This window comes from Streptomyces sp. NPDC042371 (assembly GCF_056437465.1).
The window spans coordinates 484,221-500,841 of sequence record NZ_JBWKAP010000008.1; the positions used below are offsets into that span (position 1 = coordinate 484,221).

The window sequence follows — 16,621 nt, forward strand, 5'->3', positions numbered from 1 at the left end:
CTCCCTTGCACTGCTTTGCCGGAGGCGACCGTTGTGTCCGAAGCCACAGCTCATCAGACACAACCCGTGGTGACAAGGGCCTGCCGAAAATTGGTTTAGACCTTTACCCGGAGGGGGTCCGCTGGACCTCGGCATGCGCTGTGGGTGCCACCTGATCGAAGACCTCGTCGGGAACCGGCTCGGCACCGCTGCCCTCCGTCAACAGATAGGCCTGCGCCTCTCCGACGTGGAAGTACATACCGTGCAGCTCAAGATCACCTTCGGCAAGTCGGCGCGCCACCGACTCATGCGCCCTCAAGTGCTCCAGTTGCTGCACCACATTGGTGAGGCAGAGCTGCTCGACCGCGTCGGCGGGCGCGCGACCGGCGAGGCGCGCCCATGCCCTGTCCTGCGCGCCCATGCGCTCCAGGCTCGGCAGGCCGTGCCGCAGCCACCGCTTCAGCGGGGTCTGGGCGCCGCCCGGCGGGGTGGTGAGCAGCGCCTGCATGGCGCCGCATCCGGAGTGCCCGCACACGGTGATGGACCGGACCTTGAGCACATCCACCGCGTACTCGATGGCGGCGCCCACGGAGTCGTCCCCGCTCTCCGCGCCCGGCAGCGGCACCAGATTGCCCACATTGCGGACGACGAAGAGATCACCGGGGCCGCTCGACGTGATCATCGATGTGACGACCCGGGAGTCCGCGCAGGTCAGGAAGAGCTGTGCGGGCTGCTGCCCCTCGCGCGCGAGCCTGGCCAGCTCGCCGCGCACATGAGGCGCCGTGTTCCGCTGGAAGGCGCTGATCCCGCTCGCCAGTTGGTGTCCGCTGGGCCGCCTCCCCTCCTGTCCTTCCTGCCGCTCCTCCTGGGGCCGGTCGCAGTGGTGGTTGCGCCACGGCGCCCACGGCCTGCAACAGGAGTGGGACGCACCCACCAGCTCCCGGCTGCGCGGACCCGAGCCCCCGGCGGGGACGGCGATACGGGTCCCGGCGCGTCCTGTGACCTCGACGCTGCCGCCGTGCGCGGTGTGCGCGTCCTGCCAGCACTGCAGCGATTCGTACGCGGCATGGTCCATGAAGGACCCGTCCAACTCCACCATCACATCGGCCCCGTGGGGCACCTGGTGCAGCGCCTTGCTGAGCCGCGGCACCGCGAGGAACGTCAGCTGTCCGCGCACCCGCACGTGATGGACGCCTGCGTCCACGCAGTGGGTGATCCGGGTGCGGGCGAGCCGGTGCAGCGAGACGCCCACGGCGACGGCGACGCCGAGCGCCACACCTTCCAGGACGCCGAGGAAGACCACGCCGAGGCTGGTCACCGCATAGACGACGATCTCGCGGTGGCGGGTGATGGTGCGGATGTGGTTCAGGCTGACCATCTGGATGCCCACGACCATGACGAGGGCGGCCAGGGCGGCCAGGGGGATCAGCTCCAGGACGGGGACCAGGAGCAGCGCTGCCACTACTACCCAAACGCCGTGCAGCATCGTGGAGTTCCTGCTGACGGCGCCCGCGCGGATGTTGGCCATGCTGCGCACGGCGACTCCGGCGACGGGGAGCCCGCCGAGCGCTCCGGACACGATGTTCGCCGCGCCCTGGCCGAGCAGCTCGCGGTCGAGGTCGGAGCGGCGCACGCCCGGGTGCAGCTCGGCCTGCCCGGCGATGACCTTGTCCACGGCGACGGCGCCGAGCAGCGACTGCACGCTGCAGACCAGCGTGATGGTGAGGACGGCGGCGACGAGCCCGAGTGCGGGCCCTTCCGGCAGTCCGGCCAGCGCGTGGCTGCGCCAGGACGGCAGGTCGACCTCGTCGACTCGGAGTCCGGCGAGCGCGGAGACGGCCGTCGCGACGGCGACGGAGACGAGGGCCGCGGGCAGGACGCGGGTAAAGCGCCCCACCTTCCCAGGAATCCGTGGCCAGAGCAGCAGGATCGCGAGGGTCAGCAGGCTGATCGTCAGGGCGGCCGGATGCAGGTCGGCCAGCTGGGCCGGGAGCGCCTTGAGGTTGTCGAGCACGGAGCTCTGCGGGGTGCTGCCGAGCACGATGTGCAGCTGGGCGACGGCGATGGTGATCCCGATGCCGGTCAGCATGCCGTGTACGACGGCGGGGCTGACGGCGAGCGCGGTGCGGGCCACGTGCAGGCAGCCGAGGCCGAGTTGGGCGAGTCCGGCGAGGACGGTGATGGCGCAGGTGGTGCGCCATCCGTACCGGTGGATGAGGTCGGCGGTGACGACGGTGAGACCGGCGGCGGGGCCGCTGACCTGCAGCGGTGATCCGCCGAGCGCTCCGGCGAGGATGCCGCCGACAGCGGCGGCGACGAGGCCCGCCTGGAGCGGCGCTCCGGTGGCGAGGGCGATGCCCAGCGACAGCGGCAGGGCGATCAGGAAGACGGCGACCGACGCGGAGAGGTCGGCACCGGCGATGCGGAACCTCTTGCCGGGCGGTGGGGCGTGGGGGTTGTTGGCGCGTGGCGTGTGAGCCGAGTCAGGGGTGCGAGTGGGGATGCAGGCAGACATGTTTCCCGTCTCCTCCGGGGCAGCGCGGTCGCGGGACAAGGGGTCCTCCGAAGGTCTCCGGAGGGCAGATCGCGGCCGTGGGTCACGGCGTGCAGCGGCGGGATTTCTCAACTCTCGGTAAACGGATCGTAATCCAGAGTAAAGGTCTGGGAGGGATTTTTATGGCAAATGGTGCAATCGGTCACCCTGATGAGTGAATAAAGAATTTAATCGGCTCGTCGGAACATCAGATTCCGGACACCGTGCGAGGTTCGGTCCGAACTGTCCCAACTTGCACGGAAGTAGGTGGGCGGAACATGGCCGCCACCCGGAGGATCACCGCGAGCCTGACCGCCCTCGTGGCGTGCGGAGCGGCACTGGCCGGCTGCGCCGACGGCAGCACCGGTGCGAAGGAAGGCGCCCAGGGCGCGAAGAAGGGGGCCGGTGCCCCTGCCCCCAAGAGCGCCGTCCGCATGATCGGTGACGGCTCCACGGCCTTCACCGGGAAACAGCCGAACCTGCCCAGACCCGCGCGCCTGAAGCCGGGCCAGAAGCCGCCGCAGTTCGTCGTCTTCTCCTGGGACGGGGCGGGCGAGGACAGTCAGAAGCTGTTCTCGCACTTCCGCAAGGTCGCCAAGCGGAACGACGCGACGATGACCTACTTCCTCAGCGGCGTGTACATGCTCCCGGAGGGCAAGCGGAGCCTCTACAAGCCGCCGCAGCACATGGCAGGAAGCTCGGACATCGGCTTCAACGACCGCAAGGGAATCAAGGACACCGTGGACCAGCTCCGCGGGGCCTGGCTCGAGGGCAATGAAGTCGGCACCCACTTCAACGGCCACTTCTGCGGCGCCGGCCGCGGGGTGGGCGAGTGGTCCGTCGAGGACTGGAAGAGCGAGATCAACCAGGCCAAGTCCTTCGTGAAGGCCTGGAAGACGAACACGGGCATGAAGAAGGCGCACCCCCTGCCCTTCGACTACGACAAGGAACTGGTCGGCGCCCGCACGCCCTGCCTCGAAGGCCAGAAGAACTTCATGCGCGCGGCCCGCGAGCTGGGCTTCCGCTACGACACCAGCGGCGTCAACAACCAGCTCTGGCCCAAGAAGAAGGAAGGCCTGTGGGACCTGTCGATGCAGCTCGTCCCGGTGCCGGGCCGCAAGTTCGAGACGCTCACGATGGACTACAACTTCATGGTCAACCAGTCCGGTTCGACCTCGCACGGCGACCCGTCTCAGCACGAGTACTGGGGCGACCAGATGCGTGACGGCCTGCTCCAGGGCTTCGACCGCGCCTACAAGGGCAACCGTGCGCCGCTGATCATCGGCAACCACTTCGAGTCCTGGAACGGCGGCACGTACATGCGCGCCGTCGAGGAGACCATCGAAACGGTCTGCACCAAGCGCGACGTGCGCTGTGTCTCCTTCCGCCAGCTCGCGGACTGGCTCGACGCGCAGGACCCGAAGGTGCTGGCGAAGCTTACCGGGCTGCCGGTCGGCAAGGCGCCGAAGGAAGGCTGGGCGGCATTCCTCTCCGCCCAGCCCGCCCCGGCCCCGAAGGGCGTCCCGGGCGCTCCGGCGGCCAAGCAGTAGCACCCGGCGGCCTGTTCAGGCTGTGGCGGTCATGCGCTCGCGCAGCACGAAGGCGGGGTCGACCTGGGCAGCCAGGTCGGCCCCCGTCCGCTCGTTGCCCCAACTCTGCGCGTTCTTCAGGTGGAAGTGGACCATCTGGCTCGTGTACCGCTCCCAGTCCCGGTGCTCGTACGAGGCGTCGACCGCTGTCTGCAGCGCGCGGAGGGAGCGGCGGTTCTCCTCCTCCAGGAGCTCGAAGCGGGGTGGGCGGCCCTTCTCCATGGCGCGCACCCAGTCCGAGTGCCCGACGGTCACCAGGAGGTCGTCGCCGACCTGCTCGCGCAGGAAGTCGATGTCGTCCTGGCCCTGCACCTTGTTGCCGACGACCGCGAGGCTCACGCCGAAGTCCCGGGCGTACTCCTTGTACTGGCGATAGACGGAGACCCCCTTCTTCGTCGGCTCGGCCACCAGGAACGTCATGTCGAAGCGCGTGAACATGCCGGAGGCGAAGGAGTCCGAGCCTGCGGTCATATCCACGACCGCGTACTCGTCACGGCCGTCGACCAGGTGGTTCAGGCAGAGCTCCACCGCTCCCGTCTTGGAGTGGTAGCAGGCGACACCGAGGTCGGCTTCGGTGAACTGCCCGGTGACCATCAAACGGACGGTGGCGTCGTCGAGTTCCACGGGCCGCGCGCATGCGTCGAACACCGGGTTCTCCTCGCGCACCCGCAGGAGCCGTGAGCCCTCTCCGGGGGGCGTCGTCTTGATCATCGTGTCCGAGGAGGCGATCCGCGGATTGGAGCCCCGCAGGTAGTCCTTGATCAGAGGCAGCCGCGCGCCCAGGGCAGGCAGCTCGGCGGCCGCCGCCTCGTCGAGGCCCAGGGCGGGGCCCAGGTGCTGGTTGATGTCGGCGTCGACCGCGATGACGGGTGCGCCGGTGCTTGCGAGGTGGCGGATGAAGAGCGAGGACAGCGTGGTCTTGCCGCTGCCGCCCTTCCCGACGAAAGCGATTTTCATAACCACGTAGCGTAGCGGCTCGATCACCGTGGGTGCGCCATGTGCGTGAAGAAGACCACTCCTTCGTGGAGGGGAGCCCGGAAGTACGTAGGGTCGTACTCATGAGTACGACAGCCGATCCTTCCCCAAGCAGGGGAGACCCCATTGCGGCCCTCGGGGCACTCCCCGGCGTGGCCGACTCCGTGGACTCCGTGCGCAAGGCCGTGGACCGGGTCTACGGACACCGGGTCATGCGACGCCGCAGCAACGAGATCACCTCCGAGGCGGCGCTGCGCGGCGCCCGGGGCTCCGCGGCGCTCTCCGGCGCCGATTGGGCGCTCGAAGAAGTGCGTCGGCGCACCGACTTCAGCGGTGACGGGGAGGAGCGCACCGTCGGCGCGGCCCTGCGGCTGACCGCGGAGGCGGGCCAACTCCTGTCCATCTGGAGGCAGTCGCCGCTGCGGGTCCTGGCGCGCCTGCACCTGGTCGCCGCGGCCGACTCCGGGGAGGGCGCGGGCCGACCGCGTCTTGCGGGCGAGCCCGTCGACGAGCCGTTGATCGAGCTTCCGCTGCCGGACGCGGAGGAGGTGGCGGGCCGCCTGGAGGGCCTGTCGCAGCTGATCATCGCGGGCAGCGCGGCGCCTGCGCTGGTGACGGCGGCCGTCGTCCACGGCGAACTGATCAGCCTGCGCCCCTTCGGCTCGCACAACGGCCTGGTCGCGCGCGCGGCCGAGCGCATCGTCCTGGTGGGCAGCGGCCTCGACCCGAAGTCGGTCTGCCCGGCCGAGGCGGGATACGCGGAGCTGGGGCGGGCGGCCTATGTGGCGGCCCTCGACGGCTATGCGTCCGGCAGGCCGGAGGGCATGGCGGCCTGGATCGCCCACTGCGGCAAGGCGGTCGAGCTCGGCGTCAGGGAGTCGACGGCGGTCTGTGAGGCGCTGCAGCGCGGCGCGGCGTGAGGGACTGGCCGGGAAGGGCCTGAACAGGGTTGCGGCGGTACGGAATCCGTACCGCCGCTGGCATGTTCACCGGGTTACCAAGCGTCCTCGAAGTGTTGCCCATCAGGTCGGGACATTGCCCGTCACCTGGTGCGGCTGGCCCGTAATCGACGGGTCGACGTCGCGTGGGTGCTCGGTGTTCATGCTTCGGTCCGTGGGGCCTTTGCTGCGTTTGAAGGTGATCCTCTCGGATGTCCCTGGTCTCGCGGGCCGTTGACTCCTTTGTACTCCTGTCCTGGGATAAGCGGAAGTGCTGGCCGCACTTCTTTACTTTTAGGTTCAAACAGGAGCGAATCAGACAAGTCGGTCGGGCAGGTGCCAGCTGGGCTTTCGGGGCGTCGGGCTCGGTCAGCCGGTGGCCGCGCGGCGTCGGCTGGCGAACCAGACCAGACCCGCCGTGGCCGCCGCGGCACCCACCGCGGCAGCGGCGACGAGGGCGGGCCTGGGCGGCGCGGGCAGGCGCTGCTTCAGGCGCACCGGACGGTGGAAGTCGAGGATCGGCCACGCGCGCGTGAGGGCCTCACGGCGCAGCGTGCGGTCCGGGTTGACCGCGAAGGGGTGCCCCACCGACTCCAGCATCGGCAGATCGGTCGCCGAGTCGCTGTAGGCGTAGCAGCGGTCGAGGTCGTACCCCTCCGACTGGGCGAGCTCCTTGACCGCCTCCGCCTTGGTGGGGCCGTACGCGTAGTACTCCACCTCGCCCGTGAAGCATCCGTCGTCCCCGACCACCATGCGGGTCGCCACCACCCGGTCCGCGCCGAGGAGCTCCCCGATCGGCTCGACGACCTCGGCGCCCGACGTGGAGACGATGACGACGTCGCGGCCCGCGGTGTGGTGCTCCTCGATGAGGGACGCCGCCTCGTCGTAGATGATCGGGTCGATCAGGTCGTGCAGGGTCTCGGCGACGATCTCTTTGACCTGTTCCACGTTCCACCCGCGGCACAGCGCGGACAGGTAGGAACGCATCCGTTCCATCTGGTCGTGGTCGGCGCCGCCCGCGAGGAACACGAACTGCGCGTACGCGGTGCGCAGTACCGCTCTGCGGTTGATCAGGCCGCCTTGGTAGAACGACTTGCTGAAGGTGAGAGTGCTCGACTTCGCAATGACCGTCTTGTCCAGGTCAAAGAACGCGGCAGTGCGGGGCAAGGAGTGGTTTTCCACGAGGCCGAGCATAGGCGCCCACCATTCGGCGTAAGCTGAGGCGCGTGGGTTTGCCTGAGAAGGCTCTCGGGTACACCATGGAAGTCACGGATCGTTCGCGACCGTGCTAACCCGGTCTGGCTCCTCCCCCCCCGAGTCGGACCGTGGGGACGACCCCCGCTCTCCCCCCCGGCGGGGGTCGTCGCATGTCCGGATGGGTTTTTGAACCCTCCGCTGATCCTCTTCCGGCCCTTGAGCCGTTCTCATCTCCTTCTCGACCTTCTCGCGCCCTGCCCAAGATTCGTCACGGAGCGTAGTCGTAGGGCTGCTCTGCGGAAGTCATCGTGAAGGCAGTGCGATGTCACCGGTATGGGTGATGGAGATATTCACAGGCGCCGTCTTGTCCACAGTTATTGACCAAGATCCACATGTTTTCCGCCGCCGCCGCACGCTGATTCCGCCCGTTCCACTCGCGAAGTTCATGGCCGGATTGCTTTGCCGGTTCTTCGCGGATGACGAGCGCGGCATTCACAGGAGTCATGTGCCAAGAGGGGGACGGGGATCGTGGGCGGAGTCATTTCGAGTGACGTGGCCGCGCAGGCCGAGGCGCGGCAGGGCGGACCGCTGATCGTCACGGAGGACGTGGAGCTGCTGGATGACCTGCTGCGGCTATGCGCCGCGGCGGGAGCGCTGCCCGAGGTGCACCACGGAGGGCCCGAGCGCAGGATGAGCTGGGACACCGCCCCGCTCGTCCTGGTCGGGGACGACGCGGCGGACCGGGTGCGCGGAGCCGTGCGGCGGCGCGGAGTCGTGTTGGTGGGGCGGGATCAGGACGATCCCGGTGTCTGGCAGCGGGCGGTGGAGATCGGCGCCGATCACGTGCTGGTCCTGCCGGACGGCGAGCAGTGGCTCGTGGACCGCATCGCCGACGTGGCCGAGGGCGTGGGCCGCCCCGCGCTCACCGTCGGGGTCATCGGCGGCCGAGGCGGCGCCGGGGCCTCCACCCTGGCCTGCGCCCTCGCCGTCACGGCGGCCAGGGAGGGGCGGCGCACGATGCTCGTCGACGCGGACCCGCTGGGCGGCGGCCTCGACATCCTCCTCGGCGCCGAGAGCACCGAAGGGCTCCGCTGGCCTGCCTTCGCCGCTTCGCGGGGCAGGGTCGGCGGAGGCGCGCTCGAGGAGTCGCTGCCACACGTCCATGCGCTGCGGATCCTGAGCTGGGACCGGGGAGAGGCGGTCGCGGTCGCCCCCGAAGCCGTGCGGGCGGTCGTCGCGGCGGCCCGCAGGCGCGGCGGCGCGGTGGTCGTCGACCTGCCCCGCCGGGTGGACGAGGCGGTTGCCGAGGCGCTGGCCCAGGTGGACCTGGGGCTCCTCGTGGTGCCCGCGGAGCTGCGGGCGGTCGCGGGGGCACGCCGCGTGGCCTCGGCTGCGGGCATGGCGCTGCGGGACCTGCGGGTGGTCGCGGCGCGGGGTCCGGCGCCCGGCGGGCTCGACCCCGAGGAGGTCGGGGGACTGCTCGGACTGCCGCTGGCCGGTGAAGTGCCCTGGGAGCCGGGGCTTGCGGAGGCGCAGGCCGCGGGATCGCCGCCGGGGGGCGCCGCACGCGGGCCGCTCGCACGGTTCTGCACCGCCTTCTGGAGCCGTCTGCCGGCCGACGCCGTGGGAGGGGGCGTATGAGCGCGGTGGTCGGGGCCCGGATGCTGGACGGAGTGCGGCAGTGGCTTGCGGAGAGCGGGATGGAGCCGACCCCCGCCCGGGTCGCCGAAGCGCTGCGGGCCCAGGGCCGGGTGCTCGGTGACACCGAGATCCTCGGCGCTGCGGCACAGCTGCGCTCCGAGCTGGTCGGGGCGGGCCCTCTGGAGCCGCTGCTCGCGGATGCCTCCGTGACCGACGTGCTGGTCTCCGCGCCCGACCGGGTGTGGGTGGACCGGGGCGGCGGCCTGGAGCTCACGGGCATCACGTTCCCGGACGCAGCCGCGCTGCGTCGGCTCGCACAGCGCCTGGCGGCCGTGGCGGGCCGCCGCCTCGACGACGCGCGGCCCTGGGTGGACGCACGCCTCCCGGACGGCACCCGCCTGCATGCGGTCCTGCCGCCGGTGGCGGTGGGCTCGACCTGCCTCTCCCTGCGGGTCGTGCGCCCCCGGGCCTTCACCCTCGCGGAGCTGGTCGAGGCGGGCACCATCCCGCCGGGCGGCGACCGGATCCTGCGGGCCCTGCTCGACGCCCGCCTGTCCTTCCTGATCAGCGGCGGCACCGGCACCGGTAAGACGACGCTGCTGAGCGCGCTGCTGGGTCTGGTGGGCCCGAAGGAGCGGATCGTACTGGCCGAGGACTCCGCGGAGTTGAAGCCCGACCACCCGCACGTGGTGCGCCTGGAGTCCAGGCCCGCGAACCAGGAAGGGGCAGGCTTGGTCGGCCTGGACGACCTGGTGCGCCAGGCCCTGCGGATGCGTCCGGACCGCCTGGTCGTGGGGGAGGTGCGGGGCGCGGAGGTGGTGCACCTGCTGGCCGCGCTGAACACGGGACACGAGGGAGGCTGCGGCACGGTCCATGCCAACGCCGCAGGGGACGTGCCCGCCCGCCTGGAGGCCCTGGGCACGACCGCGGGTCTCGACCGGGCGGCCCTGCACAGCCAGTTGGCGGCCGCCTTGTCGGTGGTGATCCATCTCGTACGCGACCGGACGGGCCGCCGCCGCATGGCGGAGGTGCACGTCCTGGAGCGAGCCGCCTCAGGCCTGGTGGTGACGGTACCCGCGCTGAGATGGGGCGTGCGGGCTTTCACCCAGGAGCAGGGCTGGAACCACCTGAACACCCTCCTCGCGGCCGGAGACGGGGGCGAGGACCGATGATGACCACCACCCTGTGGACAGCGGCGACGGCGATGTGCGCCGGAAGCGCAGCCTGGCTGATGGCCCGACGGAACCACGAAGCCCACCGCTCGCAAAAGCTCTTCCCGCCCCAAACACAACAGCCGCCCCGAGCCCAGACCTGGCACCGGCTGATCGCATCGCTCCGTGGCCGGTTGCACCCTGAATGGTGGTGCCTGGTGGCCGGGTTGGCGGTGGCGCTGCTGGGGGAGTCAGTGGTGCCGCTCGTCGTGGGTGCGGCCGGGGTGCCGTTGGCGGCGCGGGTGCGGCGGGCGCGGGAGGCGCGCGTGGACCGGGAGCGGCGCGACGACGCGGTGATCGCACTGTGCGGGGAGCTCGCGGGTGAGGTGCGGGCGGGCCGTCAGCCCGGGGAGGCGCTGCGACTGACTCTCCGCGAGCCTGCCGACGCGGGTGTCGGCCCTGGAACCGCCCGGAGCGCGGTGCTGGCGGCGGCGCGATTCGGCGGAGACGTGCCGGGGGCACTGCGGGCGGCGGCTCAAGAGCCCGGCGCCGAAGGCCTGCGGGGGCTGGCGGCGTGCTGGCGCGTCGCGGTGGACCGAGGCGCGGGCCTGGCCGTGGGCCTGGAGCGCTTGGAGGACGCACTGCGCTCCGAACGCGATCAACGCGCCGACCTGAGAGCTCAGTTGGCAGGCGCCCGGTCGACCGCCGTGATGCTGGCGGCCCTCCCGTTGCTGGGGCTGCTGATGGGCGGCGCACTGGGAGCGGACCCGCTGCACGTGCTGCTCCACACCGGCCCGGGACTGGCATGCCTCGCAATGGGCGGAGTCCTGGAGGGCGTCGGGGTGTGGTGGGCGCTGCGCATCATGCGCGGGGCGGAGGAGCGATGAACGTTGTCCACAGGCTGGGGGTGATCGTGTGGGTATCGACGGCCCTGCTCTGGCTGGCACTGACGGCGCTGGCTGCCCGAAGGGAAAGAGCACAGCGACAGCGCGCAGAAAGCGCCCTGCCCACGACAAGGCCCCCAGCACGCCACCCCAGAAAACCATGGCCGAACCGCCTCGGGGGCAAACGGGATTGGCTCCTGGCATCCGGCACGGCGAGCGCCACGTACGCACTGCTCACTGGCCTGCCCGGCGTGCTGTTAGCGGCGGCCGTCGGATACCTCACCTGGCGCCACTTCCACCGGAAGTACGCGACCCCACAAAGCCAGAAACTCACGAACGAATCAGCACGAGAAGCGGCACACCAACTCCCCCTGGCGGCAGATCTCCTGGCGGCCTGCATCGCATCCGGGGCGAGCCCCATGGCGGCGGCCCAGGCCGTAGGGGAGTCCTTGCGGGGCCCGATCGGCGCGCGCCTGTCCCGAGGTGCGGCGGAGGTGCGCCTAGGCGGCGAACCGTCAAACGCATGGGCCCAGTTGGCCGCGATCCAAGGCGCCGCACCATTGGCCCGCCTCCTGGAGCGCGCGGGGGACTCCGGCGCACCGACCGCGGACCCAGTGGCCCGCCTGGCCGCGGACGCGAGGGCCGAGCGCACCAGAGCGGCGACGGCCGGAGCACGCCGAGCGGCGGTCCTGATGACGGCCCCGGTGGGCCTGTGCTTCCTACCGGCGTTCGTGGCGGTCGGAGTGCTGCCGGTGGTCATGGGCCTGGCAGACGGCTTGCTGAGCACGGGCTGACCAAGACCAAGACAGAACACGGGCCGGTACCGAGAAGAACCCAACAACGGAGGTAGCAATGCGGGGGCGGATGATGCGAGGGCTGCGCGGTCTGAGGCGACGGGTGAGTGCGCTGGACCGGGATGCAGGGATGGTCACGTCCGAGTACGCCATGGGCTTGATCGCGGCGGTGGGTTTCGCCGGCTTGCTCTACAAGGTGGTGACGAGCGGGCAGGTCAAGGCGGCGCTGCAGGCGCTGGTGGAGAAGGCACTCGATGTCCCGTTCTGAGGCAGAGCGAAGGCGACATCGCACCGGTCTCCAAACCCCTTTCTCAGACCGGGGTTTCGTGACGGCGGAGGCGGCCGTGGTGCTGCCGACCCTGGTGCTCTTCACCATGGCGCTGCTCTGGACGCTGCTGGCGGCGTCCGCGCAGATCCAGTGCGTGGACGCCGCCAGGGCCGGGGCGCGGGCGGCGGCCCGACAGGACCCGGACGACGCGGCCGCGGCTGCGGCCCGACAGGCGGCGCCGCGCGGGGCACACGTGTCCGTGCGGCGAGAGGACGACCTCGTGCGGGTCGAGGTGGTGGCGGATGCGCCGGGCCCCGAGGTGCTGGGCCTGGGCCTGCGCCTGCGGTCCGAAGCAGTGGCGCTGGCCGAGGAGACGGTGGGGGTGGCCGTATGAGAGCCGCCGGGTGGCGAGGTGCGGGCCGCGATCGAGGGGCCGCCACGGTGTGGGTGGTCGTCGCGATGGCCGTACTAGGCGCGATCTGCGGCGCGGTGCTCGCGATGACTCAGGTCGTCGTGGCCCGGCACCGGGCGGGCGGCGCGGCGGACCTGGCGGCACTCGCGGCGGCGGACCGATGGCCGACGGGCTCCACGGAGGCGTGCGCGGGGGCTGTGCGGGTGGCTGAGGAGCAGGGGGCGCGGGTCCTGCGGTGCGCGGTGCGGGGCGAGATCTCCGAGGTCACGGCCGCGTCCTCTGCGGGCCCCTTCACCGCGACGGCCCGCGCGCGGGCGGGCCCGGCAACGTCACGGGTGGCCCTGCGCCGTCCGGCAGGCGTAGGAGCCCAAGCCCGCCGCTCTGCGGCGGATGTTCCCCACCCACGCACCCGTTTGCCCCGCGACGTCCAGCGGGAGTAGGGGCCCGAGGTTGCCCCCCCACCGGCCTGCAGTCGCAAGCGCGCCGGAGGGGACGTGGGGGTATGTGCGCACGGAGCACCGAGCTGACCGTGACGCTCGGAGACGTGTGGCGTGGCGCAGGGATAGCGAGTACGTACATCCCCCCGCGGCCCCGCACCCACAAGCAGACGGCAGGCGCAGACGCCCGCCTAAGGCGCCCCCGCATCCCGCAACAGAACCGAAAGGAGCCGCACAGCCCCCCGCTTGTGCAGGGGATCGTTGCCGTTGCCGCACTTGGGGGACTGGATGCACGAAGGGCATCCCGCCTCGCACTCGCAGGACGCGATCGCCTGGCGCGTGGCCGTCAGCCACTCCCGAGCCGTATGGAAGGCCCGCTCGGCGAAGCCCGCCCCGCCGGGGTGCCCGTCGTACACGAAGACCGTGGGAAGGAGCGTGTCCGGGTGCAGCGGCACGGAGACGCCGCCGATGTCCCACCGGTCGCACGTGGCGAAGAGCGGAAGCATGCCGATGGACGCGTGTTCGGCGGCGTGCAGCGCACCGCCGAGGATCTCGGGATTGATGCGCGCGGCGTCGAGCTGGTCCTCGGTCACGGTCCACCACACCGCGCGCGTACGGAGCGTACGAGGAGGGAGGTCCAGCTTGGTCTCGCCGAGGACCTCGCCAGTGATGACGCGACGACGCAGGAAGGAGACGACTTGGTTGGTGACTTCGACGGAGCCGTAGCAGAGCCGCCCCGCGCCCCACGGAACCTCGGTGTCCGTCTCCAGGATGGAGATCGCCGTCGTGTCGCGCGCGGTCGTCGAGTAGGGCGGCGCGGCCTCCTCGACGAGGGCCACCGAGTCCTCCAGGTCGAGTTGGCGCACGAGATACGTGAGCCCCTGGTGGAGATGGACCGCGCCTTCGTGCACGGTCGTGTGCGCGGCGGACGCGTCCACCGTGCCGAGCAGTCGGCCCGTGCCCTCCTCGACGATCTGGACGGGCTTGCCGCCCTCGCCGCGGATGTCGGTCAGGTCGGCGGCCCGCTCCCGGCGGGTCCAGTGCCAGGCCTTCGTGCGGCGGCGGAGCAGCTTCGCGGCTTCCAGCTGGGGGAGGAGCTCTTCGGTGGTGGGGCCGAAGAGGGCGAAGTCCTCCTCGACCAACGGGAGTTCGGAGGCGGCGGCGCAGAGGTGAGGCGCGAGGACGTACGGGTTGTCGGGGTCGAGGACCGTGGATTCGACGGGCTGCTGGAACAGCGCTTCGGGATGGTGGACGAGATACGTGTCCAGCGGATCGTCCCGGGCGACGAGGACGGCCAGCGCGCCCTGCGCCGACCGCCCGGCCCGTCCGGCCTGCTGCCAGAGCGAGGCCCGCGTCCCCGGGTAACCGGCGATGACGACCGCGTCCAACCCGGAGACGTCCACGCCGAGTTCGAGTGCGGTGGTGGCGGCGAGGCCGAGGAGTTCGCCGGAGTGCAGGGCGCGCTCCAGGGCGCGGCGCTCCTCCGGGAGGTAGCCGCCGCGATAGGCGGCGACGCGGCGGGGGAGGGAGCGGTCGACCTCGGCGAGGCGTTCCTGGGCGATCACGGCGATCAGTTCGGCGCCGCGCCGGGAGCGTACGAAGGCGACCGAGCGGACTCCTTGGACGGTGAGATCGGTGAGGAGGTCGGCGGTCTCGGCGGTGGCGGTGCGGCGGACCGGAGCGCCCTTCTCGCCGTGGAGTTCGGTGAGCGGGGGTTCCCAGAGGGCGAAGACGAGGTCGCCGCGGGGCGAGGCGTCGTCGGCGACCTCCTGCACGGGCAGGCCGGTGAGACGCTCCGCGGACGCCGCGGGATCGGCGCAGGTGGCGGAGGCGAGGAGGAAGACGGGCTCGGAGCCGTAGCGGGCGCAGAGGCGGCGCAGGCGGCGCAGGACCTGGGCGACGTGGGAGCCGAAGACACCGCGGTAGGTGTGGCATTCGTCGATGACGACGTAGCGCAGGGAGCGCAGGAAGGAGGACCAGCGCGGGTGGGAGGGGAGTATTCCGCGGTGCAGCATGTCGGGGTTGGTCAGGACGTAGTTGGCGTACTGCCGGACCCACTCGCGTTCCTCGAAGGGGGTGTCGCCGTCGTAGACGGCGGGGCGCACCGCGTTGCCGAGCGGGGCCGCGAGCTCGCGGACGGCACGGCGCTGGTCGGCGGCGAGGGCCTTCGTGGGGGCGAGGTACAGGGCGGTGGTGCCGCGGCCGTTGGGCGCTTCTGAGCCGTCCAGGAGGGCGGAGAGGACCGGGGTGAGGTAGGCCAGGGACTTGCCGGATGCGGTGCCGGTGGCGACGACCACGGACTCCCCGTCCAGGGCGTGCTCGGCGGCCAGCGCCTGATGGGCCCATGGGTGCTCGATGCCCGCGGCCTGGACGGCGGATATGACCTCGGATCGGATGCGGTCGGGCCAGACTGCATACCGGGCCTCACGTGGGGGCAGGTGCTCCGTATGAGTGACGCGCGATGCACGGCTCGGCCCCGCGGTGAGCCGGTCAAGAACGGTCCGCGGGGACGTGCGTGCCGGGGCGCCCGAAGAGGGTCCTCCGGGAGGAGAAATTTTGGCCATCGGCACCGAGTGTGTCACTGGCGGGATGGACAATGGTCCGAAGGCGTCGTGCACGCCTGCCGGTAAGTGATTGAATGCCATCGCGGCTGGCGATCCGTCCTGGGGGCTCTGCCGAGGTGTCCCGAGGGATGACCGCTCGATAGCAAGGTGCTGGAGGATCCGTGGACCTGTCCCTGTCGACCCGTACCGTCGGCGATCGTACGGTCGTCGAGGTCGGTGGCGAAATCGATGTTTATACCGCGCCCAAGCTGCGCGAGCAGTTGGTCGAGCTGGTGAACGACGGCAGTTTTCATCTTGTCGTCGACATGGAGGGCGTGGACTTCCTCGACTCCACCGGACTCGGCGTGCTGGTCGGCGGCCTGAAGCGGGTGCGTGCCCATGAGGGCTCGCTGCGCCTGGTCTGCAACCAGGAGCGCATTCTCAAGATCTTCCGTATCACCGGCCTGACCAAGGTGTTCCCCATCCACACCTCGGTTGAGGAAGCGGTCGCGGCCACCGACTGAGTGGCCATCGGCTGAACGTTGGTCGGCATGTCGGTCGGTCGAAGGTTGGCTGGCTGAATGTCGGCCGTACAGCAGGGGACCGGGCCTGCGGCCCGGCCCCCTGACAGCACGTGCGTTTGTCGAGGGGGATGCATGGCCACCGTTGAGCTCCGCTTCAGCGCGCTGCCCGAGCACGTCAGGACCGCCCGTCTGGTGGCGGCCGCGGTGGCGCGCAGGGCCGGGGTGGACGAGGCCGTTCTCGACGAGGTCAGGCTCGCGGTCGGCGAGGCCTGCACTCGCGCCGTCGGGCTGCATCAGAGCAGCGGAGTGACGGCGCCGGTGCGGGTGGCGCTGATCGAGGACGAGAAGCAGTTCTCCATCGAGGTCGGCGACGAGGCCCCCCGTGTGGCGCCCGGTGACCGGGTGCCCGGCTCGCGTCTCGACGACGGTGGGGAGGCGGAGGCCGAGGGCGAGGACGAGATGGGCCTCGCGGTCATCAGCGGCCTCGTGGACGACGTGGAGGTCACGGCAGGCGAGGCCGGTGGCCTGATCCGCATGAGCTGGCCGACGACGCCAGCGCCCCTCGTGCCCTGAAGCTCCGCCCCTGCCCCGCTCCGTCCCGCCCCTGCCCCGCTCTGCCCCGCCCCGCTCCACGGTTCCCCGTTGCACGGCTCCCCGCCTCGCAGCTCACCGCCTCACAGCACCCCGCTCTGCGGAATCCCGTCCCGTGGCGTCCCGCTTCCCGTTCCAGGACTACCCGTTCCACGACTTCCCGCC

15 protein-coding genes are annotated in these 16,621 nt (G+C 71.2%); 11 read left to right on the top strand and 4 right to left on the bottom strand.

The window, feature by feature from the left end; genetic code table 11:
* Positions 1 to 103 precede the first annotated feature (103 nt).
* Entirely contained in the window at positions 104 to 2,494 is a 2,391-nt protein-coding gene (locus AC068B_RS26510) for a bifunctional SulP family inorganic anion transporter/carbonic anhydrase (protein ID WP_478674127.1), read from the bottom strand.
* A gap of 296 nt (positions 2,495 to 2,790) precedes the next feature.
* Here AC068B_RS26510 and AC068B_RS26515 point away from each other — a divergent pair, with 296 nt between their 5' ends.
* Entirely contained in the window at positions 2,791 to 4,062 is a 1,272-nt protein-coding gene (locus tag AC068B_RS26515) for a polysaccharide deacetylase family protein (protein WP_478674128.1), read from the top strand.
* A gap of 15 nt (positions 4,063 to 4,077) precedes the next feature.
* Here the strand turns inward: AC068B_RS26515 and AC068B_RS26520 are convergent, their stop codons facing one another.
* On the bottom strand, positions 4,078 to 5,058 hold the full coding sequence (locus AC068B_RS26520; protein WP_478674129.1) for an ATP-binding protein: 981 nt from the start codon (positions 5,056 to 5,058) through the stop codon (positions 4,078 to 4,080).
* Between the two features lie 101 nt (positions 5,059 to 5,159).
* Here AC068B_RS26520 and AC068B_RS26525 point away from each other — a divergent pair, with 101 nt between their 5' ends.
* The gene (locus tag AC068B_RS26525) at positions 5,160 to 5,996 is read left to right on the top strand and encodes a Fic family protein (RefSeq protein ID WP_478674130.1); all 837 of its coding nucleotides are present in this window, start codon (positions 5,160 to 5,162) and stop codon (positions 5,994 to 5,996) included.
* A gap of 387 nt (positions 5,997 to 6,383) precedes the next feature.
* On the opposite strand, the gene AC068B_RS26530 is transcribed toward AC068B_RS26525, so the two are convergent.
* Entirely contained in the window at positions 6,384 to 7,208 is an 825-nt protein-coding gene (locus AC068B_RS26530; protein ID WP_478674131.1) for an HAD family hydrolase, read from the bottom strand.
* A 531-nt stretch (positions 7,209 to 7,739) separates the two neighbouring features.
* On the opposite strand from AC068B_RS26530, the gene ssd reads away from it, so the two are divergent.
* From ssd to AC068B_RS26565, 7 genes are all read left to right on the top strand, one after another.
* Positions 7,740 to 8,852 (top strand): septum site-determining protein Ssd, encoded by a 1,113-nt coding sequence (gene ssd / locus AC068B_RS26535; protein ID WP_478674132.1) that lies wholly within the window; start codon positions 7,740 to 7,742, stop codon positions 8,850 to 8,852.
* Positions 8,849 to 10,024, top strand: coding sequence for a TadA family conjugal transfer-associated ATPase (locus AC068B_RS26540; RefSeq protein WP_478674133.1), 1,176 nt, complete (start codon positions 8,849 to 8,851; stop codon positions 10,022 to 10,024). The genes ssd and AC068B_RS26540 overlap by 4 nt, the downstream gene beginning before the upstream one ends.
* Positions 10,024 to 10,890, top strand: a complete 867-nt coding sequence (locus tag AC068B_RS26545) for a type II secretion system F family protein (protein WP_478674176.1) — start codon at positions 10,024 to 10,026, stop codon at positions 10,888 to 10,890. Before AC068B_RS26540 ends, AC068B_RS26545 begins: the two co-directional genes overlap by 1 nt.
* Positions 10,887 to 11,681 carry a type II secretion system F family protein gene (locus tag AC068B_RS26550; protein ID WP_478674134.1) on the top strand — a complete coding sequence of 265 codons (795 nt, stop codon included), beginning with the start codon at positions 10,887 to 10,889 and terminating at the stop codon, positions 11,679 to 11,681. The genes AC068B_RS26545 and AC068B_RS26550 overlap by 4 nt, the downstream gene beginning before the upstream one ends.
* 130 nt (positions 11,682 to 11,811) lie before the next feature.
* A complete protein-coding gene (locus tag AC068B_RS26555) occupies positions 11,812 to 11,949 on the top strand; it encodes a DUF4244 domain-containing protein (RefSeq protein WP_244177928.1) in 138 nt (45 codons plus the stop codon).
* The gene (locus AC068B_RS26560; protein WP_478674135.1) at positions 11,936 to 12,343 is read left to right on the top strand and encodes a TadE family type IV pilus minor pilin; all 408 of its coding nucleotides are present in this window, start codon (positions 11,936 to 11,938) and stop codon (positions 12,341 to 12,343) included. Before AC068B_RS26555 ends, AC068B_RS26560 begins: the two co-directional genes overlap by 14 nt.
* Positions 12,340 to 12,801 carry an Rv3654c family TadE-like protein gene (locus tag AC068B_RS26565; RefSeq protein ID WP_478674136.1) on the top strand — a complete coding sequence of 154 codons (462 nt, stop codon included), beginning with the start codon at positions 12,340 to 12,342 and terminating at the stop codon, positions 12,799 to 12,801. Before AC068B_RS26560 ends, AC068B_RS26565 begins: the two co-directional genes overlap by 4 nt.
* A 188-nt stretch (positions 12,802 to 12,989) precedes the next feature.
* Here AC068B_RS26565 and AC068B_RS26570 read toward each other — a convergent pair whose 3' ends face one another.
* Complete coding sequence (locus AC068B_RS26570) at positions 12,990 to 15,443, bottom strand: DEAD/DEAH box helicase (RefSeq protein WP_478674137.1); 2,454 nt, start codon at positions 15,441 to 15,443, stop codon at positions 12,990 to 12,992.
* An 80-nt stretch (positions 15,444 to 15,523) separates the two neighbouring features.
* On the opposite strand from AC068B_RS26570, the gene bldG reads away from it, so the two are divergent.
* Together bldG and AC068B_RS26580 are read left to right on the top strand one after the other, a co-directional pair.
* Complete coding sequence (bldG, locus tag AC068B_RS26575) at positions 15,524 to 15,865, top strand: anti-sigma factor antagonist BldG (protein ID WP_003975386.1); 342 nt, start codon at positions 15,524 to 15,526, stop codon at positions 15,863 to 15,865.
* A 132-nt stretch (positions 15,866 to 15,997) separates the two neighbouring features.
* Positions 15,998 to 16,438: an ATP-binding protein gene (locus AC068B_RS26580; RefSeq protein ID WP_478674138.1), complete on the top strand. Its 441-nt coding sequence runs from the start codon at positions 15,998 to 16,000 to the stop codon at positions 16,436 to 16,438.
* The last annotated feature ends 183 nt before the right edge of the window (positions 16,439 to 16,621 follow it).